This window comes from Tabrizicola sp. T74, assembly GCF_057219935.1.
Genome location: NZ_JBXVVT010000001.1, coordinates 1,178,450 through 1,201,484 on the forward strand (window position 1 = coordinate 1,178,450; position 23,035 = coordinate 1,201,484).

A 23,035-nucleotide genomic window follows, 5' to 3' on the forward strand; every position below is an offset into this window, starting at 1 on the left:
CCGGAACGGCAGTAGATGGGTGTGAAGGCAGGGCTGGCGGCGCTGTGCGTTGCCGCGTTCGTAGGTGAGTCCGCTGCCGCCCAGGATATCACCCTGGTGGCGCGTGAAGGCGGCATCGTGCTGACCGGAACCCTGCAGGGCTATGACGGCGAATTCTACCGGATCGACACCAGCTATGGCCTTCTCACCGTCGATGGCGAGGGTGTGATCTGCGAAGGCCCGGCCTGTCCCGATCTGGTCGCGCCCAAGGCGGTGATCCGCGTGGTCGGCGCGCCGGATGCCGCGGCGCTGTTGCCGCCGATGATCCAGGCCTTCGCCGACGCGCGCGGCCTGATCTACGAACCCGTGCCGGGTGACGGGTACGCAGCCCGCATCCTGGACCCGGCCACCCGGCAGGACCTGGCCGATGTCTCGTTCCAGCCGATGGACCCGGAGGCCGCGACCGCGGCGGTGCAGGCCGGGGACGCCGACCTGAAGCTGTCCTTCCGCAGCGAGCCGGACCTGCGCGCGCATTCCCTGGCGATGGATGCAATGGTCGTCATCGTCGCTCCGGACAATCCGACGCCGGAAATCTCGACCGTCGATCTGGCCCGCGTCCTGGCCGGAGAGGTCGACAGCTGGGCTCAGATCGGTGGCCCGGACATGCCGCTGGTCGTGCACGCGCTTGATCCGGGGACTGACCTGCAGCAGGCGCTGGCGGACCGGCTGGGTCAGATCGGTGCGGCCGATGTGGTGCACCCTGACCTTGCCAGCCTGGCCGAGGCAGTGGCCAAGGACCCCTGGGCCATCGCGCTTACCGGTCGGTCGGCGATTGTTCCAGCGCGGCGAATGCCCCTGACCGACAGCTGCGGCTTTCCGCTGTTGCCGAACACGCTGGCGATCAAGGCCGGGGACTATCCGCTGTCTCTGCCGGTGTCGCTTCTGGCGGCAAAGCGGCGGCTGCCCTTGTTGACGCGGGAATTCATCGCCTTCCTGCGCACCCCGGCCTCGGGCGAAGCGGTGGCGACGGCCGGGTTCATCGACCGTTCAGCCTCGCGCCAGCCGATGACGGCCGACGGGCTGCGGCTCCTGAATGCGATCCAGGGCGCGGGCGAGGATGTGACGCTGGAAGACCTCAAGCGGCTGGCGGGAATCATGGATGGGGCGGACCGGCTGTCCTTCACCTTCCGGTTCGAGGACGGCTCGTCCACGCTGGACGCAGTGTCGCAGGACAGTCTGGAGGACCTGGCCCAGCTGATCGCCTCCGGTCAGTTCCGCGATGAAAAGCTGGTGCTGGCCGGGTTCTCCGATGGTTCGGGGGCGGCTGATGCGAACCTCGCGCTGTCGGTCGAACGCGCGGCCAAGGTGGCGCAGGAACTGGCGGTTGTTGCCCCCGACCTGTCGCCTGCGCAGATGCCGGTGGTGGAAGGCTTTGGCGAGGCGCTGCCGATGGCCTGCGACGAAACCGCCATCGGTCGTCAGCTGAACCGCCGGGTAGAACTATGGGTCGTCCCCGACTTCGCGCCGCCCGGAACCTCTCCGACCCTCGCGCCCGAACCCCAGCCTTAGGCGAGGTATTCGGTCAGGGTCTGCCGCGTCCCCACCGCCCACAGCCGGTTCAACCAGCGCTCGAACGCCCCGGCAAAGCGGGCATCCTGCCCCAGGTCGCCATAGACCGTCGTCATCTCCAGCCAGGCCGCCGGACGCGCCTTCGCGGCCTTCGACCGGGCCACGAGGGCATCCCAGTCCGGGTCGTTCGGCGGGATCACCGTGCCGCTGTCCGTCTCGCCATAGCAATACCGGCACCACATCGCGGACACCAAGGCCAGCCCCTCCACCGACCCGCCCGCCGCCAGCGCATCGCGGATCGAGGGCACGATGAACTTCGGCTGCCGGTTTGACCCATCCAGACACAGCCGCCGCTCGGTATCCGCGACTTCGGGATTGCTGAACCGCTCTACGATCAGCCGGTAGTAGTCGCCCAGGTTGGTGTCGGGGACGGGCGGGATATAGGGGATGATCTCGTTCACCTCGACCTTGTCGAGAAGCCCCCGGATCAGCGGGTTCGCCATCGCCTCGTGGACGTATTCGATGTCCATCAGCCCGCCCGGATAGGCAATCGTCGCGTGCCCGCCGTTCAGGATGCGGATCTTCATCATCTCGAAATTGTGGACGTGGGGCGTCAGCGTGACCCCCACCTTCTCCCACGCCGGGCGGCCGGCCGGAAAATTGTCCTCCAGCACCCACTGCCGGAACGGCTCGCAGGTCACCGGGACCGGGTCATCCCCCAGTCCAAAGGCCGCCGCCATCGCCCGTTCGCGCGGACCCGTGGCCGGAGTGATGCGGTCCACCATCCCGTTCGGGAAAGCCACATTCGCCGCGATCCAGTCGGCCAGCGCCGGGTCCTTGATCCCTGCCAGCCCCACCACCGCCGCCTTCGTCACATGCCCGTTCCCCGGCAGGTTGTCGCAGGACATCACCGTGAACGGAGCCACCCCCGCCGCACGCCGAGCCTTCAACGCCGCGATGATCGCGCCAAAGGCCGTCCGGTGCGGGTTCTCCGCGTCCGCCACGATCTCGGGGTGCGAGGGGTCAAACTGCCCCGTCGCAGGATTGATGAAGTAGCCGCCCTCGGTCACCGTCAGGCTGACGATCCGGATTTCCGGCCGCGCCATCGCTGCGATCAGCGCCGCGTTATCAGCCTCCACCGGCAGGAAGTCGATCATCGACCCCACCCGCCGGGCGGACTTGCCCGCAGGGTCCAGCTCGATCACCGTCGACAGGCAGTCCTGCGCCTTCAGCGCCTCACGCATCCGGGCATCGCCCTCGCGCACCCCGGCCCCGAGGATCGCCCAGTCGTGGTTCAGGCCCATGCCGAAAAGGTCGTCCAGGTAGACGGCCATATGCGCCCGGTGGAAGTTGCCCAACCCGATATGAACGATGCCGGGGGTGAGTTTCGAACGGTCATAGGCGGGACCTTCGACCGCGGCCATTGGCTTGGACATCATCTCGGACTCCGTTCTCGGATGCACTACCAGCACGTGAAGCCGCCATCGACCGGAATGATCGCGCCGGTCATCAGGCTGGCCGCAGGTGAAGCAAGGAAAAGCACGACGCTTGCCACTTCGTCGGGGCGCCCCAGACGGCCCATCGGCGTGTCGGCGATCCAGGCGGGAACGCGGGGCAGGTTCGCCGGATTGGCCAGGGTCATGTCGGACTCGATGTAGGTGGGCGCCACGGCATTCACGCGCACCCCATGCGCCGCCCATTCGGTGGCAAGCGAGCGCGTCAGGTGGTGAACCGCTGCCTTGGAGACGTTGTAGGCCGTCTGCGGCTGATGCCGGTTGATGATCGTTCCCGACATCGACCCCAGGTTCACGATCGACCCGCGCCCGGCCTGTATCATGTGCCGCCCAAAGGCCCGCGAGGCATAGAACACGCCGTCGAGGTTCACCCCCTGCATCCGCGCCCAGTCGGCGTCGGTGAAATCCTCTGCCGAGATGCCGGAATTCGCGATGCCGGCGTTGTTGACCAGGATCGAAACCGGCCTGTCGGACGCCAGCCGGTCGGCCAGCGCAGTCAGCCCGGCGGCATCCGTCACGTCTCCGCTCACGGCCTGTGCATCGATGCCCTTTGCGCCCAAGATCTCGGCTGCCGCCTCTGCCGTTGCAAGCGAGGGCTCCAGCACGATCACCCGCGCGCCCGCTTCTCCCAAGGCCTCGGCGCAGGCCAGGCCAATACCCCGTCCCGCTCCGGTGACGAGGGCCGTCTCTCCGTCAAGTCGAAATCGGGCTAGATACATGGCGTGGCTCCGTCGCTCCCCTCAACTCATCCAGTTGCCGCCGTCGACGTTCAACGTCTGGGCGACGATGTAATCGGCATCCGAGGACGCGAGGAACACGGCCGCCCCGGTCATGTCCTCGGGCCGGCCCATGCGGCCATAGGGCACGGCAAGGCCGACCTCTTTCTTCTTCTGTCCCAGGGGTTTCCCCTCATATTTCGCGAACAACGCGTCGACCGCGTCCCACATCGGGGTGTCGACCACGCCAGGGGCGATGCCATTCACGTTGATCTTGTGCTTGATCAGGTCCAGCCCTGCCGACTGCGTCAGGCTGATGATCGCAGCCTTCGAGGCGCAATAGACCCCCACCAGCGCCTCACCCCGGCGGCCCGCCTGTGAGGCCATGTTGATGATCTTGCCGCCCCGACCTTGCGCGATCATCACCTTGGCCACCGCCTGCAGCGGAAACAGCGTCCCCGCGACGTTGACCGCAAAGACCTTGTCATAGCTTTCCCGCGTGATGTCGACGATGGGTGCCAGATCAAAGATCGCCGCGTTGTTCAGCAGAATGTCGATCCCCCCGCCCCAGTCCGCCGCCGCCTTCACGCCCGCATCGATCGACGCCTGGTCGGTCACGTCCATCGTGATCCCCAGCGCCTTTTCGCCCAGCTTCGCCGCAGCTGCCCCAGCGCCGCCAACGTCGGCGATCACCACCCGCGCCCCTTCGCGCAGGTAGGCCTCGACGAAGGCCAACCCGATGCCCCGTGCGCCGCCCGTTACAAGCGCCGTTTTCCCTGCAAGTCTCATAGTGCCAGTCCATTCGTGTCAAAGCGGTGAATCTTCCCGGCCGGGGCCAGCCGCACCCGGTCGCCGTGGTGGGCGTTGATTTCCCCCGGCGCGCGGACGGTCAGCGTGCCGATCCCCTCGACCGCGACCTTGAGGAAGCTGTCCGAGCCGAGGTGCTCCGACAGGCCCACGACCCCTTCCCACGGCCCGTCGCCGACCGAGATATGCTCGGGCCGCACGCCGATGGTATGGGCATTGTGCTTCGCGGCCTCGGCCCCTTCGATGAAGTTCATCTTGGGGCTGCCGATGAAGCCCGCCACGAACAGGTTGCGCGGATGGTTGTAGAGTTCAAGCGGAGCGCCGACCTGCTCGATCCGACCGGCATTCAGGACCACGATCTTGTCGGCCATTGTCATGGCTTCGACCTGGTCGTGGGTCACGTAGATCATCGTGGTCTTCAGGCTTTGGTGCAGCTCCGAAATCTCCTGCCGCATCCCCACCCGCAGGGCGGCGTCAAGGTTCGACAAGGGCTCATCGAACAGGAAGGCCGCCGGTTCCCGCACGATGGCACGCCCGATGGCCACCCGCTGCCTTTGCCCACCCGACAACTGCCCCGGACGACGGTCCAGGTAGTTCGACAGGTTCAGGACCTTCGCCGCCCGTTCCACGCGCTTGTCCTGCTCTTCGTGCGACATCCCCGCCATCTTCAGCGGGAATGCGATGTTCTTCCGGACCGTCATGTGCGGGTACAAGGCATAGCTCTGGAACACCATAGCCAGACCGCGCTTGGCGGGCGGCAGGTTCGTCGCGTCCTTGCCGTCGATGTCGATCACCCCGCTGGTCGTGTCCTCGAGCCCCGCGATCAGGCGCAGGAGGGTGGATTTCCCGCAACCTGATGGCCCGACGAAGACGACGAACTCGCCATCCTCGATGGTCAGGTCGATGCCGGGGATGACGTCGACCTCGCCGAACGCCTTCCGCACCTTGGTCAGTTGGATCTTGCCCATGATGTCCTCACTTCACCGCGCCAAAGGTCAGGCCGCGGACGAGTTGCTTCTGGCTGAACCAGCCCAGGATCAGGATCGGCAGGATCGCCATCGCGCTGGCCGCCGAAAGTTTCGCGTAGAACAAGCCCTGCGGCGCCGAGAAGCTGGCGATGAAGGCCGACAGAGGGGCCGCCTTGGTGGTGGTCAGAACGATGGTCCAGAACGCCTCGTTCCAGGCGAGGATGATGTTGAGGAGCATGGTCGAGGCGATGCCGGGCAGCGCCATCGGCGTCAGGACATAGATGATCTCGCCCCAGAGCGTGGCCCCGTCCATGCGGGACGCCTCCAGGATTTCCCCAGGGATTTCCTTGAAGTAGGTGTAGAGCATCCAGATGATGATCGGCAGGTTCATCAGCATAAGTGCTACGACCAGGCCGATCTTGGTGTCGATCAGGCCCATCCTCTGGAACAAGAGGTACAGCGGGATCATGACCGCCACGGCGGGCATCATCTTGGTCGACAGCATCCACATCAGAAGGTCCTTGGTCTTCTTCCCCGGCACGAAGGCCATCGCCCAGGCGGCGGGGATGGCGATCAGAAGGCCCAGCAGAGTGGAGCCAACCGAGATCACGACCGAGTTCCAGAAGAACCGCGGATAGTCCGACCGAGCCCAGACCTCGGCATAGTTCTCCAGCGTCCAGTCGGCCGACAGGAACTGCGGCGGCATGGCGACGGCGCTGGGTTCGGTCTTGAAACTGGTCAGGATCATCCACAGGACCGGGAAGAAGATCAGCAGCGCCACGAACCAGGCGGCGGCGGTGGTGATCCACATGCGGCGGGGGGAGAGTGCGCGGGCCATCTCAGTTCTCCAGGTTCCGGCCAAGGCCGCGCATCAGGAAATAGGCCACGATGTTCGCCAGGATCACCGCGATGATCCCCCCGGCTGCGGCGCGCCCGATGTCCTTGGCGGCAATGGCCTGCTTGAAGATCATGTAGGGGAGTGTAGTGGACGCCGACCCCGGCCCCCCTTGGGTGGTGGTGAAGATCTCGCCGAAGATCCCCAGCAAGAAGATCGTCTGGATCAGGATCACGACGGTGATCGCCCGCGTCAGGTGCGGCAGGGTGATATAGCGAAAGCGGCTGAAGGGGCCGGCTCCGTCCATTTCGGCGGCCTCCAGCTGCTCTGACGACAGGGACTGCAGTGCGGTCAAGAGGATCAGCGTTGCGAACGGTAGCCACTCCCAGCTGACGATCCCGATGACCGACCACATCGGATACTGCTCCAGGAACAGGATCGGCTGCATCCCGAAGCCCCGCGCAACGGCCGCGAACAACCCGTTCTGCGGATGCATGAACAGGTTCTCCCAGATCGACGCGGCCACGGGCGGCATCACGAAGAAGGGTGCGATCACGAGGATCCGCAGGATGCCCTGACCCTTCACCGGCTGGTCGATCAGCAATGCGATCAGGATGCCCAGCACCACGGTGATGACCAGCACGCCGCCCACCAGCGCCAGCGTGTTGAACAGTGCCAGCCAGAAGTCGGGCGAGTTGAAGAACCACAGATAGTTGTTGAACCCGACCCAGCCTGTCCGGTCTGGCGACAGCAAACGGTACAGCCGGAACGAATAGTACAGCGTCATCGCCAGCGGCACGATCATCCAGATCAGCAGGAGGACCACCGAAGGCGCCACCATCATGCGGGCGGCCAGGCGGCTCGATTGCGTGGACATGGTCGGCCTCCCCGGGCTTCCGATGACGAAAGGGTGCGGTCCCGACGGGGGCCGCGCAAGCACTGATACGGGTTTCGCTTGTGAAAGGGTGGCTTGCGACCCGTCCGGGGCCGCAAGCCGAAGGTGATCCCGGAGGCCTTGGCCCCCGGGCTCGTTGTTACTGGATGTAGCCCGCGGCCTTCATCTCTTCGGTAACCGCGGCCTGCGCCTCGGCCAGCGCCTCGTCAGCCGTCTTCTGGCCAGCCAGCGCCGCCGAGAAGATCTCGCCCACCGTGGTGCCCAGGCCCTGGAATTCCGGGATGGCCACGAACTGGACGCCCACATACGGGACCGGCTTCACGGTCGGCGCATTCGGGTCAGCCGCGTTGATCGAGTCGATCGTCATCTTGGCGAAGGGGATGCCCGCATACTCGGGGTTCGAGTAGAGCGAGGTCCGCGTGCCCGGAGGAACGTTCGCCCAGCCTTCCTTCGACGCGACGAGCGCGAGGTAGTCCTTGTTGGTCGCCCAGTTGATGAAGGTCTTGGCCGCATCCTTGGCATCCGACGACGCCGGAACCGCCAGGCTCCACGCCCAGAGCCAGTTGCCGCGCTTGCCGAGGCCATTGTCCGGGGCCAGCGCGAAGCCAACCTTGTCCGCGACGGTCGAATCCTTGCCGGTCACGAAGGACGCGGCGACGGTGGCGTCGATCCACATCCCGCACTTGCCCTGCTGGAACAGCGTCAGGTTTTCGTTGAAGCCGTTGTTCGACGCGCCCGGCGGGCCGTAGTTGTTCATCAGGTTCAGGTAGAAGTCGAGCGTGGCCTTCCACTCCGGCTGGTCGAACTGGGGCACCCAGGCCTCGTCGAACCAGCGCGCACCGAACGAGTTGGACATGGCGGTCAGGAAGGCCATGTTCTCGCCCCAGCCGGCCTTGCCGCGCAGGCAGATGCCGTACTGTTCCGCGTCCTTGTTGGTCATCGCCTTGGCGGCCGCCTCGATGTCCGCCCAGGTCGGCGCGTCGGGCATGGTCAGCCCTGCCGCTTCCATCAGGTCCTTGCGGTACATTACCATCGACGATTCGCCGTAGAAGGGCGAGGCGTAGAGGTTGCCGTCCACGGTCAGACCGCCGCGGATTGCCGGAAGCAGGTCGTCGACGTCATAGTCGGCCGGCAGGTCGTTCAGGCTTTCCAGCCAGCCCTGCTTGCCCCAGATCGGAACCTCGTAGGTGCCGATGGTGATGACGTCATACTGACCGCCGCCGGTGGCGATGTCGGTCGTGACGTTCTGGCGCAGGACATTCTCTTCCAGCGTCACCCATTCCACCTTGATGTCGGGGTGCTTGGCGTTGAAGTCGTCCATCAGGCCCTGCATCCGGACCATGTCGCCATTGTTCACGGTAGCGACGGTAATGGTGGTCTCGGCCGAGGCCACGCCCGCAAGCGTGACAAGGGCCGTTGCACCCAAAAGGGCGCGCAGCGTCTTGGTCATGTAATCCTCCCTGATCAGCGTATGAGCAAATCATCGCCTAGTGGGTAAATGCTCACACCTTGCCACGAGTCGTCAAGCCCCCTCTTCCGCCGCACCTGCGAAGGTCAGGGCCGGGCCAAAAGCGCCCTTGCGGTGGGTTCGTCTGTGACCAACCCATTGATGATACGAGATTTAAGCGCTCCGTGGATCGCCGGAACCTTGGATGCGCCCGCAGCAACGCCGATCGATGGCCGATCAAGACCTTGCGAGACACGAACCCCGCCCGTGCGGCGGTTCGTCCCCAGGTCCAGGTAGCGCCCATCCGAATCGAAGACCCAGCCCGCCACTTCGCCTGCGGCCCCTGCGGCCTGCATCTCATCCAGTTCGTCGCGGCTGACGAAACCATCGGCCAAGAGCGGCGCGTCGTTCGACATCTGGCCGACGCCGACAAAGACCACATCGGCGGCCTTCGCCAACTCCACCACTTTCCGCACCGGGGGCAGGCGGTGGAAGGCCTCGTTCTCCTCGGGCGTCGGGCTGATGACAGGAACGGGCATCGGGTAATGCGGTGCGCGGACCTTGTCGGCAATCCGCATGACCACGTCGAAGAAACTGGCGGAACCGTCCGGCGCGATGTTCCCGATAAGTGAGACAAGCCGGTGCTGCTGGGCCTCCATCTCGACCATCGCGTCGACCATGCCCCGCATGGCGCGGCCCGTCCCCAGCGCGATGACCAACGGCTCCGGCATCCGCAGGAAGCGCTCCAGCTCCGCCGCCGCCGCAGGTGCCAGCGCGCGCACCGGGTCGGCCCCGGGCCCAAGCCCCGGCGCGACGCGCACCCGGTCCAGGCCGAATCGGTCGCGCAGTGCGGCCTCAAGATCGAGGCAGGCGCCGATCCGGTGGTTCAAGCGGACATGGATCAGCCCCTCGGCCATTGCCCGGCTGACCAGCCGTTGCGCCCGTTGCCGACTGACCCCCAGTTCGGCAGCGATCTGGTCCTGGGTCATCCCGGCCACGTAATACAACCAACCGGCGCGCGCCGCTTCGTCCTGCAATGTCGGCTCTGCGCTCATGCCGCCCGCCTGCCCAAACCGGGCACAATCTGGAAAAACTCGGCGAAGCTCGCAAGCCTCCGGTGCGGGCGGGCGTCCTCAGGCTCCTCCGGGGCCTCTGGTCCAAGATGGCTGCCGCCGACAAAGCGCCAGACCGTCATCCCCGCCGCAAGGCCAGCGCGCAGGCCAGTCAGGCTGTCCTCGATCACCAGCGTCCGCGCCGGCGCGGCCCCCATCCTCTCCGCCGCAAAAAGGAACAGGTCCGGCGCGGGCTTGCCGCGGGCGACCATCGTCGAGGTGAAGACCCGGTCGCCCACCAGATCGGTCAGCCCCACCAGTTGCAGCGACATCTCCACCCGGCGAGGGCTGGACGAGGTGGCGACGCAGAACGGCACGGCGATCCGTTGCAGCACGTCATGGACATGCGGGACGACCTTCAAATCCTGCTGGAAGGCGGCCAGCAGCGCCTCGCGGTACTGCGCCTCGAACTCGGGCGGCAGGTCCAGGCCGAATTCGCGGCGGATCGTCTCCATCACCACGGGGTAGCTCCGGCCCAGGAAGTGGCGTTCGACGTAAGCCAGGTCGATGGTCAGGCCAAGGCGCGAAAGCTCGGCCACGAGCATCCGCGCGCTGATGATCTCGCTGTCGATCAGCACGCCGTCGCAGTCGAAGATGACAAGGTCGAATTCGCTCATGCGCCAATCCGTAGCGCAACCTGTGAGCTAAAGGTAGCCCTGTGAGCGAAAGCTCAACTCGCGGCTCTTGCCGATGATCAGGTGGTCGTGAAGCGTCAGGCCCAGCGCCTCGCAGGCGTCCTTGACCTGATGGGTCATGGAAAGGTCGGCATCCGAGGGCGTGGGGTCGCCCGAGGGGTGGTTGTGGACGAGGATCAGCGCGCTGGCGTTAAGTTCCAAGGCCCGCTTGACGATCTCGCGCGGGTAGACGGGGACGTGGTCGACCGTGCCCTTGGCCTGTTCCTCATCCGCGATCAGCACGTTCTTTCGGTCCAGGAACAGGACACGGAACTGCTCCGTCTCCCGGTGCGCCATGGTGGTGTGGCAGTAGTCGAGCAGCGCGTCCCAGCTGGACAGCACCGGTTTCTGGATCACCCGCGCCCGCATCATCCTTTGTGCGGCGGCTTCGACCAGCTTCAGCTCCAGCACGACCGCGGGGCCTGCGCCCTTGACCATTTGGAGGCGGGCGGGGGAGGCGGTGATGACCCGGTTGAAATCCCCGAACGTGTCGAGGAGGAGCCGGGCCAAGGGCTTCACGTCCTGGCGGGGAATCGCGCGGAAAAGGACCAGCTCAAGAAGCTCGTAGTCCGGAAGCGCTGCCCCACCCGCCTGGGTGAAGCGGTCGCGCAGGCGTTGGCGGTGGTCGGCGATGTAGGACGGCAACCGCCCGGTCAGCGCCTGCGGTTCCGCCTCATCGGCATCCCCCGCAGGCGCGACCAACGGCAGAAAGGGCTCGTTGAAGGACCTGACCATGCGGGCATCATGCGCACGTCATGGTTGAAGAAGCGTTAACGCGCACTGGCGCGGACGCCTCCTCGTGCGACTTCGTCTTCTCGTCGGACTGGCCCCAGCGAGGAGTGCCGAAGGCTTCGACGAGCGGTCCCGTCAGCCCTTCATCCCGTCCCAGAAGCCCTTGACCTTGCTGAAAAAGCTGGAGCTTTCGGGGTTGTTCTCCTCGCTCAGCTTCTCGAACTCGCGCAGAAGCTCCCGCTGCCGCGTCGTCAGGTTGACCGGGGTTTCCACCGCCAGTTCGATCACCATGTCGCCGGTGTTCGACGACCGCAGCGCCGGCATCCCCTTCATCCGCAGCCGCATCTGCTTGCCCGACTGCGCCCCGGCCGGGACCTTCACCCGCGCCTTGCCACCGTCGATTGTGGGCACCTCGATCTCACCGCCCAAGGCCGCGATGGGCATGCTGACCGGTACCCGGCAGAACAGGTGGATACCGTCGCGCTGGAAGAGCGCGTGCTCCCGGACCTCAATGAAGATGTAAAGGTCGCCATTCGGCCCGCCGCGGAGGCCCGCTTCGCCCTCACCGGCCAAGCGGATCCGCGTGCCCGTCTCCACCCCCTGCGGGATGTTCACGGAGAGCTGCTTTTCCTTCTGCATCCGACCCTGGCCGCCACAGGTGCGGCAGGGGTTCTTGATGATCTGGCCCATGCCGTTGCACTGGTGGCAGGTGCGCTCGATGGTGAAGAAGCCCTGCTGCGCCCGGACCTTGCCCATGCCGTTGCATGTCGGGCAGGTGACGGGCTCTGCCCCGCCTTCCGCCCCCGAGCCATGGCAGGTGTCGCAGGTGACCGACGTCGGCACCTGGATCGTCTTTTGGACGCCGGTGAAGGCCTCTTCCAGCGAAACCCGCAGGTTGTAGCGCAGGTCCGACCCGCGCTGGGTACGGGACCGCCCGCCACCACCGCCACCCCGGCCCATGAAATCGCCGAACAGGTCCTCGAACACGTCGGAAAATGCGCTGGCGAAATCGCCCTGCTGGCCATAGGCCCCGGGCCGCGGACCCCCGCCCATGCCGTTCTCAAACGCGGCATGGCCGAAGCGGTCATAGGCCGCCTTCTTCTGTTCGTCCTTCAGGCAGTCATAGGCCTCGTTCACTTCCTTGAACTGGGCCTCGGCCTGCGGGTTGTCGGAATTCCGGTCGGGGTGCAGCTCCTTGGCCTTCGTCCGGTAAGCCTTCTTCAGCTCTTCGGCCGACGCACCCTTCTTGACCCCGAGCACTTCGTAGTAGTCGCGCTTTGCCACGGCAAAATCCCCATATGGAACTCAGGAGGGGCGGTCCGTTGCCAGACCGCCCCTTTCCCGAATTCCCGCGGCTTACTTCCGCTTGTTGTTGCCCAGGTCCTCGAAGTCGGCGTCGACGATGTCGTCGTCATCCACCGGCCGCGGCTCATCGTCCTTGTCGCCGCCCTCGGCTTGGCTGGCCTTGTAGATCGCCTCGCCCAGCTTCATCGCGGCTTCGGTCAGGTTCTGGATCGCGCCCTTGATCTTGCCCGCATCCTCGCCCTTCAGCGCGTCTTCCAGCGGGCTCATCGCCAGCTCGATCGCCTCGACGGTGGACGGGTCGACCTTGTCGCCATGCTCAGCCAGCGACTTCTTGGTCGAGTGGAGCAGGCTTTCGCCCTGGTTCTTGGTCTCGACCAGCTCCTTCCGGGCCTTGTCGGCTTCGGCATTCGCCTCGGCGTCCTTGATCATCTGTTCGATGTCGGCATCGGACAGACCACCTGAGGCCTGGATGGTGATCGCCTGCTCTTTGTTCGTGCCCTTGTCCTTGGCTTTCACCGACACGATGCCATTGGCGTCGATGTCGAAGGTCACCTCGATCTGCGGCACGCCACGCGGGGCGGGCGGGATCTGTTCCAGGTTGAACTGGCCCAGCATCTTGTTGTCGGCGGCCATCTCGCGCTCGCCCTGGAACACGCGGATCGTCACCGCGTTCTGGTTGTCCTCGGCGGTCGAGAAGACCTGAGACTTCTTGGTCGGGATCGTCGTGTTGCGGTCGATCAGGCGGGTGAAGACACCACCCAGCGTCTCGATGCCCAGAGACAGCGGGGTCACGTCCAGAAGCACCACGTCCTTGACGTCGCCCTGCAGAACGCCGGCCTGGATGGCCGCGCCCAGCGCCACGACTTCATCGGGGTTCACGCCCTTGTGGGGCTCTTTCCCGAAGAACTTGGTCACTTCTTCCACGACGCGCGGCATGCGGGTCATACCGCCGACCAGCACGACCTCGTCGATGTCGTCCTTCGAGACACCGGCATCCTTCAGCGCGGCCATGCAGGGCTTGATCGACTTCTTGATCAGGTCCTCGACCAGGCTTTCCAGCTTCGAACGGGTCAGCTTGACCACCAGGTGCAGGGGCTGCCCGGTGTTCTTGTCCATGCTGATGAACGGCTGGTTGATCTCGGTCTGCTGGGACGACGACAGCTCGATCTTGGCCTTTTCCGAGGCCTCCTTCAGACGCTGCAGCGCCATCTTGTCGAGCGTCAGGTCAACGCCATGCTCTTTCTTGAACTCGTCCGCCAGGTACTGGACGATGCGCATGTCGAAGTCTTCACCGCCGAGGAACGTGTCGCCGTTCGTGGACTTCACCTCAAAGAGGCCGTCGTCGATTTCCAGAATGGTGATGTCGAAAGTACCGCCGCCAAGGTCATAGACCGCGATGGTCTTCGAATCCTTCTTGTCCAGGCCATAGGCCAGCGCCGCCGCCGTCGGTTCGTTGATGATGCGCAGCACCTCGAGGCCGGCGATCTTGCCTGCGTCCTTCGTGGCCTGGCGCTGGGCGTCGTTGAAATAGGCGGGGACGGTGATGACAGCCTGGGTGACGGTCTCGCCCAGATAGGACTCAGCCGTTTCCTTCATCTTCTGCAGGATGAAGGCCGACACCTGCGACGGCGAATACTTGTCGCCACGCACTTCGACCCAGGCGTCGCCGTTGCCGCCGTCGACGATCTTGTAGGGGACAAGCTTCTTGTCCTTCTCCACCTCGGCGTCGCCCAGGCGACGGCCGATCAGGCGCTTGACGGCGAAGACGGTGTTCGTGGGGTTGGTCACGGCCTGGCGCTTGGCGGGCTGGCCGACCAGGCGTTCGCTTTCCGTGAAGCCGACGATGGAGGGCGTCGTGCGCGCGCCTTCCGAGTTCTCGATGACGCGGGGCTGCGAGCCGTCCATGATGGCGACGCAGGAGTTCGTGGTCCCGAGGTCAATACCGATGACTTTGGCCATATGTGTATCCCTTTACTTCAGGCGATGTTCCGGCGGGGACCCTGGATTGGAAGGCATCCCTGCCATGTTAAAGACGTCAGGTCTGGCGGCCTGGCGCCCGTGTGTGGCGTATATAGGAGGGCGCTTTCCGGCCTGCAACTCTTGCCGCAGGGCCATTGCCGCGAATCTTCTGCAATCCCGGGGGACTGTGGCAGAAATCTACGGGCCGAAGGTTTGCTCGTTTTCCCGGGTTGGCACTGGAACCGGAACCGCCCCTCGCGGCCAGGTCGGGGCCGTACCGTCTGATGCCGCAGCGCAGCGGTCGAAAACCCGGTATTCCCATGTCCATGGAATCGCTTGCGGAATACCGGACAGGCCATTGCCTGTCGCCAGTCACAGGGCTCTTCGAGGCGCCTCGGAACAATTCTATTGCATATAGTAATACTTTTGCTAACGTCGCCGCAGCCACCCTGAGGAGAGGTGGCCCAAGTTCCATCGGGAGGAAAATTATGAAGCTTATCAGGACTCTCGCGCTTGGCGCGGGACTGGGCGGGCTGTTGCTTTCGGTCGCCTATGCCGAAGGTCTCCAGGGCAAGGTCATCGGCTTTTCGCAGATCGGGTCCGAGTCCGGCTGGCGTGCCGCCGAGACCTCGGTGACCAAGGCCGTTGCCGCCGAACTGGGGATCGACCTCAAATTCGCAGACGCCCAGCAGAAGCAGGAAAACCAGATCAAGGCGATCCGCGGCTTCATCGCCCAGGGCGTCGACGCGATCCTGGTTGCTCCGGTCGTGGCCACCGGCTGGGAAGAAGTGCTGACCGAAGCCAAGGAGGCCAACATCCCCGTCGTCCTGCTGGACCGCGGCATCGAAGGGCCGGAAGACCTGTATCTGACCTCGGTTGCGTCCGACCAGGTGAAGGAAGGCCGTGTCGCCGGGGAATGGCTGGCGGGCACCGTCGGCGACAAGCCGTGCAACATCGTCGAACTGCAGGGCACCGTGGGCTCCTCGCCCGCGATCAACCGCAAGCAGGGCTTCGAAGAGGCGCTGGCCGGCAAGGCCAACCTCGTCATCACCCGCAGCCAGACCGGCGACTTCACCCGGTCCAAGGGCAAGGAAGTCATGGAAGGCTTCATCAAGGCCGAAGACGGCGGCAAGAACATCTGCGCGGTCTATGCCCACAACGACGACATGGCCGTCGGCGCGATCCAGGCGATCAAGGACGCCGGCCTGAAGCCGGGCTCGGACATCCTGGTCGTGTCAATCGACGCTGTACCCGACATCTTTGCTGCCATGGTCGCCGGTGAAGCCAACGCCACCGTCGAACTGACGCCCAACATGGCAGGCCCGGCCTTCGCCGCGCTCGACGCCTACCTGAACGCGGGCACCGTGCCCGAAAAGTTCATCATCACGGAATCGAAGCTGTACACCCCCGCCGACGATCCGCAGGGCGAATACGACCGCCGCAAAGGCCTCGGTTACTAGGTTTCCTCGCCGAGGTGCCGCCGGGCAAAGCTGAGGGGCTTTGCCCGGCGGAATTGCATTATCCGCGGGATAAGCGGACAGTTATCCGAACGAAGGGGGAGGCGGGAATGTCTGAAGCAGCCGCAACGCCGGTGCTTGAGGCGCGGGGGATCGTCAAGGTCTTCGGCCAGCACCGCGCGCTGGACAATGTGGACTTCACCGCCAACGCCGGCGAGGTCCACGCGCTTCTGGGGGAGAATGGTGCGGGCAAGTCGACCCTGATCAAGATCCTGACCGGGGCCTACCAGCCCGATGCGGGTGAGCTCTTGCTGGACGGCCAGCCGATCCACTTGCGCGACCCGCTGCACGGGCAGAGCTACGGCATCGGCACCGTGTATCAGGAGGTCAACCTTCTCCCCAATCGCTCGGTCGCGGAAAACCTGTTCCTAGGCCGCCAGCCGACCCGCTTCGGCCTGGTCGACCGCAAGAAGATCGACGCCCAGGCGCGCGAACTTCTGGCGCGCTATGGCCTGGACATCGACGTCCGTGCCGAGCTGTCCGAATACTCCGTCGCCGTCCAGCAGATCGTCGCCATCGCCCGCGCGGTGGAGCTGTCGGGCAAGGTCCTCGTCCTGGACGAACCCACCGCCAGCCTCGACCGGAACGAGGTGCAACGCCTGTTCGACGTCGTCCGCAGCCTCAAGGCCAAGGGCCTCGCCGTCATCTTCATCACCCACTTCCTCGACCAGGTGTTCGACCTTGCCGACCGCGTCACCATCCTGCGGAACGGGAAGAAGGTCGCGAGCCAACCGCTGAACACGCTGAACACCACCGACGTCGTCCGCATGATGCTGGGCAAGGACGTGGCCTTCGACCACCACCCCACCGCCCTTGCCGGAGGGCCAAAGGGCCAGGTCCGCGTCCAGTTCCAGGGCATCGGCCGCAAGGGCATGGCCCCCTTCGACCTCTCCGTCCACGAAGGTGAGGTCGTGGGCGTCGCGGGTCTCCTCGGTTCGGGCCGTACCGAAGTCGCCCGCCTGATGTTCGGCGTCGACGGCTCGGATGGCGGGCAGGTCATCGTCGACGGCCAGCCCGTCACCATCCGCAACCCCGCCCAGGCCGTCGCTGCCGGCTTCGGCTTCTGCCCCGAGGACCGCAAGCTTGACGGCATCTTCGGCGACCTCTCTGTCCGCGAAAACATCATCATCGCGCTGCAAGCCAAGCTCGGCTGGTTCAAGGCGCTGAACCGCGAGGACCAGGTGGAACTCGCCGGTCGCTATGCCGAAGCTCTCGACATCCGCGCCGCCGACCACGACATGCCGGTCAAGCTTCTGTCGGGGGGCAACCAGCAGAAGGTGATCCTCGCCCGCTGGCTGGCCATCGACCCGACCTTCCTGATCCTCGACGAACCCACCCGCGGCATCGACGTGGGCGCCCATGCCGAGATCGTCCGCACCATCAACCGCCTGCGCGAGGAAGGCCTCGCCCTCTTCGTCATCTCCTCCGAGCTCGACGAAGTCGTCGCCTATTCCAACCGCGTCGTCGTGATGCGCGACCGCGAGATGGTGGCGGAACTGGATGGCGACCGGATCGCGCCCGACGCCATCGTGCAAGCCATCGCCGGAACCCCACAAGAGGCCCGCCCGTGACCCGCCCGCCCGCAGATATCCGGCCCACCAGCCAACCGCCGCTGCCGCCCTCGCGCCCGCTGACGGACTTCATCACCCGCCCCCAGGTCATCGCGCTGGCCGCTGTCCTTATGGTCAACTGGCTTCTCTTCCCCGGCTTCTTCACCATCACCTGGCAGGACGGCCGCTTCTTCGGCAGCCTGATCGACGTCTTGAACCGCGGCGCGCCCGTCGCGATCCTGGCCATCGGCATGACCATGGTCATCGCGACCAAGGGCGTCGACCTGTCCGTCGGCGCGGTGATGGCAATCAGCGGAGCTGTCGCCGCCGTCATGGTCACTTCGGGCTATCCGGCCTGGCTCGCCGTCCTTGCCGCCCTTGGCGCGGGGCTGGTCGCGGGCCTCTGGAACGGCATCCTTGTCACCGTGCTGGAGATCCAGCCGATCATCGCCACCCTGGTCCTGATGGTCGCAGGGCGCGGTCTCGCCCAGCTGATCACCGAGGGCTACATCGTCACCTTCTCCGATCCCCTGCTGATCTTCATCGGCACCGGGTCCTTCCTCGGCCTGCCGATGCCCGTCGTCATCGCCGCCGTCCTGATGATCGCCGCCACCCTGATCGTCCGCCGTACCGCCCTTGGCCTTCTGATCGAGGCCGTGGGGGTCAACCGCTCCGCCGCGCGCTTCGCGGGGCTGTCGGCGGGTGCGCTTCTCCTGATCGTCTACACCTTCGCGGGCTTCTGCGCCGCTGTCTCCGGCCTGATTGTCGCGGGCGACATCCGCGGAGCCGACGCCAACAACGCCGGCCTCTGGCTGGAGCTTGACGCGATCCTCGCCGTCGTCATCGGTGGCACCTCCCTGATGGGCGGGCGCTTCTCGATCCCCATGGCCGTCCTTGGCGCGATGATCATCCAGGCGATGAACACCGGCATCCTGATCTCGGGCTTCTCCCCCGAATTCAACCTCGTGGTCAAATCCGCCGTCATCATCGTGATCCTCGTCCTGCAATCGCCCCTCTCTGCCCGCCTCTTCCGCCGCCTTCCCGGAGCGCAAAAATGAACCGCAGCCTGCGCCCGCTTCTGGCGACCGCCCTGATTTTCCTCTTCGCCTACATGCTGGCGGTCCTGCAGCACCCGAACATGCTGTCCACGCGCGTCCTCGGTAACTTCCTGACCGACAACGCCTTCCTCGGCATCGCCGCGGTCGGGATGACCTTCGTGATCCTGTCGGGCGGCATCGACCTGTCGGTCGGCGCGGTCATCGGCTTTACCACCGTGCTGATCGCCGTCCTCATCATGTGGCTGAACCTGCACCCGCTGGTCGCCTTCGCCATCGCCCTCACCGTCTCCTCCGCCTTCGGCGCGCTGATGGGGGCGGCGATCCACTATCTGAAGGTGCCAAGCTTCATCGTCACGCTCGCGGGCATGTTCCTCGCGCGGGGCGGGGCCTCCGTGTTGTCGCCGGACAGCATCGGGATCGAACATTCCTTCTACACCGCTGTGCAGAAAAGCTACATCCTGATGCCGGGCGGGGGCCGCCTGACGGTCGTGGGCATCATCATGCTGGTCGTCTTCGCGCTGGCGATCCTTCTGGCCCACCGCACCCGCTTTGGCTCGAACGTCTACGCCTTGGGCGGCTCCGAGACCTCTGCCGCGCTGATGGGCGTTCCTGTCGCCCGCACCACGATCCTGATCTACGCGCTGTCGGGCTTCCTGGCCGGTCTCGCCGGGGTGGTCTTCTCGCTTTATACCTCGGCCGGCTACTCGCTGAACGCGCTGGGGGTAGAGCTTGACGCCATCGCCGCCGTCGTCATCGGCGGCACGCTTCTGACAGGTGGCTACGGCTTTGTCGCGGGCACCTTCATCGGGGTCATGCTGCAGGGGCTGGTGCAAACCTACATCGTCTTCGACGGTACGCTCTCCAGCTGGTGGACCAAGATTGTCGTCGGCGTGCTTTTGTTTATGTTCATCGTGCTGCAGCGCCTGGTCTTCCGGGCCGGGCCTCGAAGAACCTAGACACGGCCGAACGTAATCTCTTGGACCAGGTGCAATGAGCGAACCCGGGAGCCTGATCCGAACGCTCTCCGGGCGACCAGCGGCGCGGAACTACCATTCCTACGTCATCAACGAGGTCGGCCGCGCCATCGTCTCGGGCGCGATGCCGGTCGGCTCCAGCCTGCCGGGCGATGCCGAGATGATGGCCCGCTTTGATGTGTCGCGTACCGTCTTGCGTGAGGCGCTGAAGACGCTGGAGGCCAAGGGCCTGGTCGAGGCCCGCGCCAAGGTCGGCACCCGCGTGTTGCCGCAGTCGCGCTGGAACCTGTTCGACCGGCAGATCCTGACCTGGAAGCTGGAAAGCGGCCCCTCGCCCGCCTTCCTTGCCGCCTTCCGGCTGGTCCGCGAAAGCCTGGAGCTGCAAGCGGCCCGCCAGGCGGCCATCCACCGCGAGGCCGAGCATGTGCGCCTGCTGTACTACTGGCTTAACCAGCGCAGCGTGATGCTGCACCAGCCCGAACCCTTTGCGCTGGCCGAATTCGAGATCCATCGCGTGATTGCCGAGGCGTCGGGCAACCCGTTTCTCCGCGCCTCTTCGGCCATTCCGGAATTCGGCATCGCCCTCAGCGTGAAGGGTCAGCTCACGCCCGACCTGAACGCCCCGGACGAAGGGCTGGGCACCGCGCGGACGCCGGACTACGAGGCGCTCGTCGCCGCGGTAGAACGGGGCGACCAGGATGAGGCCGCCGCGCGGATGGCCGAACTCTTGAAACCATAGCGACGCAGTCGGGGTATCGCCGGGACACCATTCCGTGGGGAAAAGCCGTGGTCAGGGCTATGGCTGGGCCCATGCCCCTTCCGGCCCGTATCAGTGCCGCTTGTTCCAACTGGCCGAAGCGTATTGGCGGGTGAAGTATTCTGCCATCAGCCCGATCATCATGCAGACCAGCGCGAAATAGATCGCGTAGTCGATGTGGGTATAGCGCGGCGTGTAGTTCAGGAAGATGAACCCCCGGCCCTGGTCGATGGTGTGGAACAGCGGGTTCCAGTCGAACCAATTGCGCCGTTCCGGTGCCAGATTGTTGGCCAGCACCATCTTGCCCGAGGCGATCACGTTGGCGCGCTGATACAGCGTCCGGATGATCCCGATGGCTTCGGGCTGCCAGGGCATCGCCGACAGGAACACCATGCCGATCCCGATGCCAGCGAACCACGACAGCAAGAACATTCCCAGCATCCCGACGGGCTGGTCGATGGTGATCGGGTTCCACAGCGTGTGATAGAAGAACAGGATGACTGCCGCGGCCAGTGTCTGCTGGTACAACGACCCCAGCGCCGCCCCCATGATCGAGATGATCGGGTTCATCGGCGCATGCATCATCATCGGCGAGGTCGGCCCGTCGGCCCCGGAAACCGCCCCGATCGCCTTGATATGCGTCATGAACATGAAGACGCCCGACATCACGTACAGCATGAAGTCGCCGCGCACCGCGACCTTGCGCATGCCGAACAGGCTCATCATGAAGTACATCACCAGAAGCATCAGCAGCGCCTGGACGATGGCCATGAACAGCCCCAGGACCGCATTGTGATGCGTCTTGCGCATCTTGCGCACGCCGGCATGGTAGATCAGCTCCAGGGTCTCAAACCCCAGGCTTATCCATGATCGCTCGATCTTCTTGGCGCGGAACATGCGGTTCACTCTCGTTCGGTGCGGCATCCTGCAACAGGAATTCTTGCCGTTCCGTTGACGACGAAGGATAAGGGCGCGCAAAGCGATGATCAATCGTCACAGGAGCGGACATGGATTTTGCGGAACTGATGCCGCTTTTGCGCCAGTTGGCCTTGCAGGCCGGCGACCGGATTCTCCAAGTCTACCGCCGCCCCGAGCTTGAGGTCCGCGCCAAGTCAGACGCCTCGCCGGTGACCGAGGCCGACGAGGCCGCCGATGCCGTGATCTCTGCGGGCCTCCGCGCGGCCTTCCCCGACGTGCCGCTGATCACCGAGGAACAGGCCGCCAGCCATGCCCTGACCGCCTCCACCTTCTTCATTGTCGATCCGCTGGACGGCACCAAGGAATTCGTCCAGCGCCGCGGCGATTTCACCGTGAACATCGCCTATGTCCGGGACGGCGTGCCCCTGCGCGGTGTGGTCTACGCCCCGGCCAAGGACCGCCTGTTCTACACCCTGCCCGACGGCCAGTCGGTCGAGGAAACCGGCCCCTTCGGCCCCACACCCGGCCCGCTTTCGCCGCTGAAGGTCTCCACCCCCGACAACACCGCGCTGATGGTCGTGGCCTCCAAATCCCACCGCGACCAGGCGACCGACGACTACATCGCCCGCTTCGCCGTCCGCGACATGACCAGCGCCGGCTCCAGCCTCAAGTTCTGCCTGGTCGCCACGGGCGAGGCCGACCTCTACCCCCGCCTTGGCCGCACGATGGAATGGGACACCGCCGCCGGGGACGCCGTCCTGCGTGGCGCGGGCGGGCATGTCGTCCGGTTCGACGACCACAAGCCCTTGGCCTATGGCAAGCCCGGCTGGGACAACCCCTTCTTCATCGCCTACGCCCCCGGAGTGGCGCTTAAATGAAGACCCTGATCGCCATCCCCGCCCGCTACGCCTCCACCCGCTACCCCGGCAAACCGCTTGTCACCCTGCGCGGGCCGGACGGCGAAAAAACCCTGATCCGCCGCAGCTGGGAGGCCGCCACCGCCGTCCAGGGGATCGACCGCGTTGTCGTCGCCACCGATGACGCCCGCATCGCCGACCATGCCCAATCCTTCGGGGCCGAGGTCGTGATGACCTCCTCCGAAGCCCGGAACGGCACCGAACGCTGCGCCGAGGTGGCCCAAGAGCTCCCCGGCTACGACGTCATCGTGAACCTGCAGGGCGACGCGCCGCTGACCCCCGCCTGGTTCGTCGAACACCTCGTCGCAGGCCTCGCCCAAGACCCCCAGGCCGACATCGCCACCCCGGTCCTGCGCTGTGATGGTCGCGCCGTCGCGGGCTTCCTGAACGACCGCCGCCATGGCCGCGTCGGTGGCACCACCGCCGTCTTCGGCGCGGGTGGCCGCGCGCTCTACTTCTCCAAGGAAGTCATCCCCTACACCGGGCGCGACTACGCCCAGGACGAACCCACCCCCGTCTTCCACCATGTCGGCGTCTACGCCTACCGCCCGGCCGCGCTGCAGACCTATCCCACCTGGCCCATCGGCCCCCTGGAAACCCTGGAAGGCCTGGAACAGCTTCGCTTCCTGGAACAGGGCCGCCCCGTCCTCTGTGTCGAGGTGCAGGCCAAGGGCCGCCAGTTCTGGGAGCTGAACAACCCCTCCGACGTGCCGATCATCGAGTCGATGCTGGCCGGAAATGCAGCCTGAACGGGCAAGCCGGGGTATGGATTGTCTTCAGGTTGTCGTTTTTTGGTGCGAAAGCCGCAAGACTGGTGCAGTTTACGAATATT

At 65.5% G+C, this 23,035-nt stretch carries 21 protein-coding genes; 8 read left to right on the plus strand and 13 right to left on the minus strand.

What is annotated here, in order from left to right:
- Positions 1-15 precede the first annotated feature (15 nt).
- Positions 16-1,548 carry a phosphate ABC transporter substrate-binding/OmpA family protein gene (locus AC2EAL_RS06035; protein ID WP_484723263.1) on the plus strand — a complete coding sequence of 511 codons (1,533 nt, stop codon included), beginning with the start codon at positions 16-18 and terminating at the stop codon, positions 1,546-1,548.
- Here the strand turns inward: AC2EAL_RS06035 and AC2EAL_RS06040 are convergent.
- From AC2EAL_RS06040 to dnaK, 12 genes are all read right to left on the minus strand, one after another.
- The gene (locus AC2EAL_RS06040; RefSeq protein ID WP_484723407.1) at positions 1,545-2,984 is read right to left on the minus strand and encodes a mannitol dehydrogenase family protein; all 1,440 of its coding nucleotides are present in this window, start codon (positions 2,982-2,984) and stop codon (positions 1,545-1,547) included. The two genes, AC2EAL_RS06035 and AC2EAL_RS06040, sit on opposite strands and share 4 nt — an antisense overlap.
- A gap of 26 nt (positions 2,985-3,010) precedes the next feature.
- The gene (locus tag AC2EAL_RS06045; RefSeq protein WP_484723264.1) at positions 3,011-3,781 is read right to left on the minus strand and encodes an SDR family NAD(P)-dependent oxidoreductase; all 771 of its coding nucleotides are present in this window, start codon (positions 3,779-3,781) and stop codon (positions 3,011-3,013) included.
- A gap of 21 nt (positions 3,782-3,802) precedes the next feature.
- Positions 3,803-4,567: an L-iditol 2-dehydrogenase gene (locus AC2EAL_RS06050; RefSeq protein WP_484723265.1), complete on the minus strand. Its 765-nt coding sequence runs from the start codon at positions 4,565-4,567 to the stop codon at positions 3,803-3,805.
- On the minus strand, positions 4,564-5,553 hold the full coding sequence (locus tag AC2EAL_RS06055; protein WP_484723266.1) for an ABC transporter ATP-binding protein: 990 nt from the start codon (positions 5,551-5,553) through the stop codon (positions 4,564-4,566). The genes AC2EAL_RS06050 and AC2EAL_RS06055 overlap by 4 nt, the downstream gene beginning before the upstream one ends.
- A gap of 7 nt (positions 5,554-5,560) precedes the next feature.
- Positions 5,561-6,391, minus strand: a complete 831-nt coding sequence (locus AC2EAL_RS06060) for a carbohydrate ABC transporter permease (protein ID WP_484723267.1) — start codon at positions 6,389-6,391, stop codon at positions 5,561-5,563.
- Between the two features lies 1 nt (position 6,392).
- Positions 6,393-7,265, minus strand: a complete 873-nt coding sequence (locus AC2EAL_RS06065; RefSeq protein WP_484723268.1) for a carbohydrate ABC transporter permease — start codon at positions 7,263-7,265, stop codon at positions 6,393-6,395.
- Between the two features lie 157 nt (positions 7,266-7,422).
- Positions 7,423-8,733, minus strand: a complete 1,311-nt coding sequence (locus tag AC2EAL_RS06070) for an ABC transporter substrate-binding protein (protein WP_484723269.1) — start codon at positions 8,731-8,733, stop codon at positions 7,423-7,425.
- Between the two features lie 104 nt (positions 8,734-8,837).
- A complete protein-coding gene (locus tag AC2EAL_RS06075; protein ID WP_484723270.1) occupies positions 8,838-9,785 on the minus strand; it encodes a sugar-binding transcriptional regulator in 948 nt (315 codons plus the stop codon).
- Positions 9,782-10,459, minus strand: coding sequence for an HAD family hydrolase (locus AC2EAL_RS06080; protein ID WP_484723271.1), 678 nt, complete (start codon positions 10,457-10,459; stop codon positions 9,782-9,784). Before AC2EAL_RS06080 ends, AC2EAL_RS06075 begins: the two co-directional genes overlap by 4 nt.
- A gap of 27 nt (positions 10,460-10,486) precedes the next feature.
- Positions 10,487-11,251, minus strand: coding sequence for a RadC family protein (gene radC / locus AC2EAL_RS06085; RefSeq protein ID WP_484723272.1), 765 nt, complete (start codon positions 11,249-11,251; stop codon positions 10,487-10,489).
- A 132-nt stretch (positions 11,252-11,383) separates the two neighbouring features.
- Positions 11,384-12,532, minus strand: a complete 1,149-nt coding sequence (gene dnaJ, locus AC2EAL_RS06090; protein WP_484723273.1) for a molecular chaperone DnaJ — start codon at positions 12,530-12,532, stop codon at positions 11,384-11,386.
- Between the two features lie 72 nt (positions 12,533-12,604).
- Entirely contained in the window at positions 12,605-14,512 is a 1,908-nt protein-coding gene (gene dnaK, locus AC2EAL_RS06095) for a molecular chaperone DnaK (protein WP_484723274.1), read from the minus strand.
- A gap of 488 nt (positions 14,513-15,000) precedes the next feature.
- Between dnaK and ytfQ the strand changes: the two genes are divergently transcribed.
- From ytfQ to AC2EAL_RS06120, 5 genes are all read left to right on the plus strand, one after another.
- The gene (ytfQ, locus tag AC2EAL_RS06100) at positions 15,001-15,972 is read left to right on the plus strand and encodes a galactofuranose ABC transporter, galactofuranose-binding protein YtfQ (RefSeq protein WP_484723275.1); all 972 of its coding nucleotides are present in this window, start codon (positions 15,001-15,003) and stop codon (positions 15,970-15,972) included.
- A gap of 107 nt (positions 15,973-16,079) precedes the next feature.
- Entirely contained in the window at positions 16,080-17,600 is a 1,521-nt protein-coding gene (locus AC2EAL_RS06105) for a sugar ABC transporter ATP-binding protein (protein ID WP_484723276.1), read from the plus strand.
- A complete protein-coding gene (locus AC2EAL_RS06110) occupies positions 17,597-18,637 on the plus strand; it encodes an ABC transporter permease (RefSeq protein ID WP_484723277.1) in 1,041 nt (346 codons plus the stop codon). Before AC2EAL_RS06105 ends, AC2EAL_RS06110 begins: the two co-directional genes overlap by 4 nt.
- Entirely contained in the window at positions 18,634-19,593 is a 960-nt protein-coding gene (gene yjfF, locus AC2EAL_RS06115) for a galactofuranose ABC transporter, permease protein YjfF (RefSeq protein WP_484723278.1), read from the plus strand. The genes AC2EAL_RS06110 and yjfF overlap by 4 nt, the downstream gene beginning before the upstream one ends.
- Positions 19,594-19,627: 34 nt before the next feature.
- Positions 19,628-20,350, plus strand: a complete 723-nt coding sequence (locus AC2EAL_RS06120) for a FadR/GntR family transcriptional regulator (protein WP_484723279.1) — start codon at positions 19,628-19,630, stop codon at positions 20,348-20,350.
- Between the two features lie 90 nt (positions 20,351-20,440).
- Here the strand turns inward: AC2EAL_RS06120 and AC2EAL_RS06125 are convergent, their stop codons facing one another.
- Positions 20,441-21,265: an ABC transporter permease gene (locus tag AC2EAL_RS06125; RefSeq protein ID WP_484723280.1), complete on the minus strand. Its 825-nt coding sequence runs from the start codon at positions 21,263-21,265 to the stop codon at positions 20,441-20,443.
- A 110-nt stretch (positions 21,266-21,375) separates the two neighbouring features.
- On the opposite strand from AC2EAL_RS06125, the gene cysQ reads away from it, so the two are divergent.
- Complete coding sequence (gene cysQ, locus AC2EAL_RS06130; RefSeq protein WP_484723281.1) at positions 21,376-22,164, plus strand: 3'(2'),5'-bisphosphate nucleotidase CysQ; 789 nt, start codon at positions 21,376-21,378, stop codon at positions 22,162-22,164.
- Complete coding sequence (locus AC2EAL_RS06135) at positions 22,161-22,952, plus strand: 3-deoxy-manno-octulosonate cytidylyltransferase (protein WP_484723282.1); 792 nt, start codon at positions 22,161-22,163, stop codon at positions 22,950-22,952. The genes cysQ and AC2EAL_RS06135 overlap by 4 nt, the downstream gene beginning before the upstream one ends.
- Positions 22,953-23,035 lie beyond the last annotated feature (83 nt).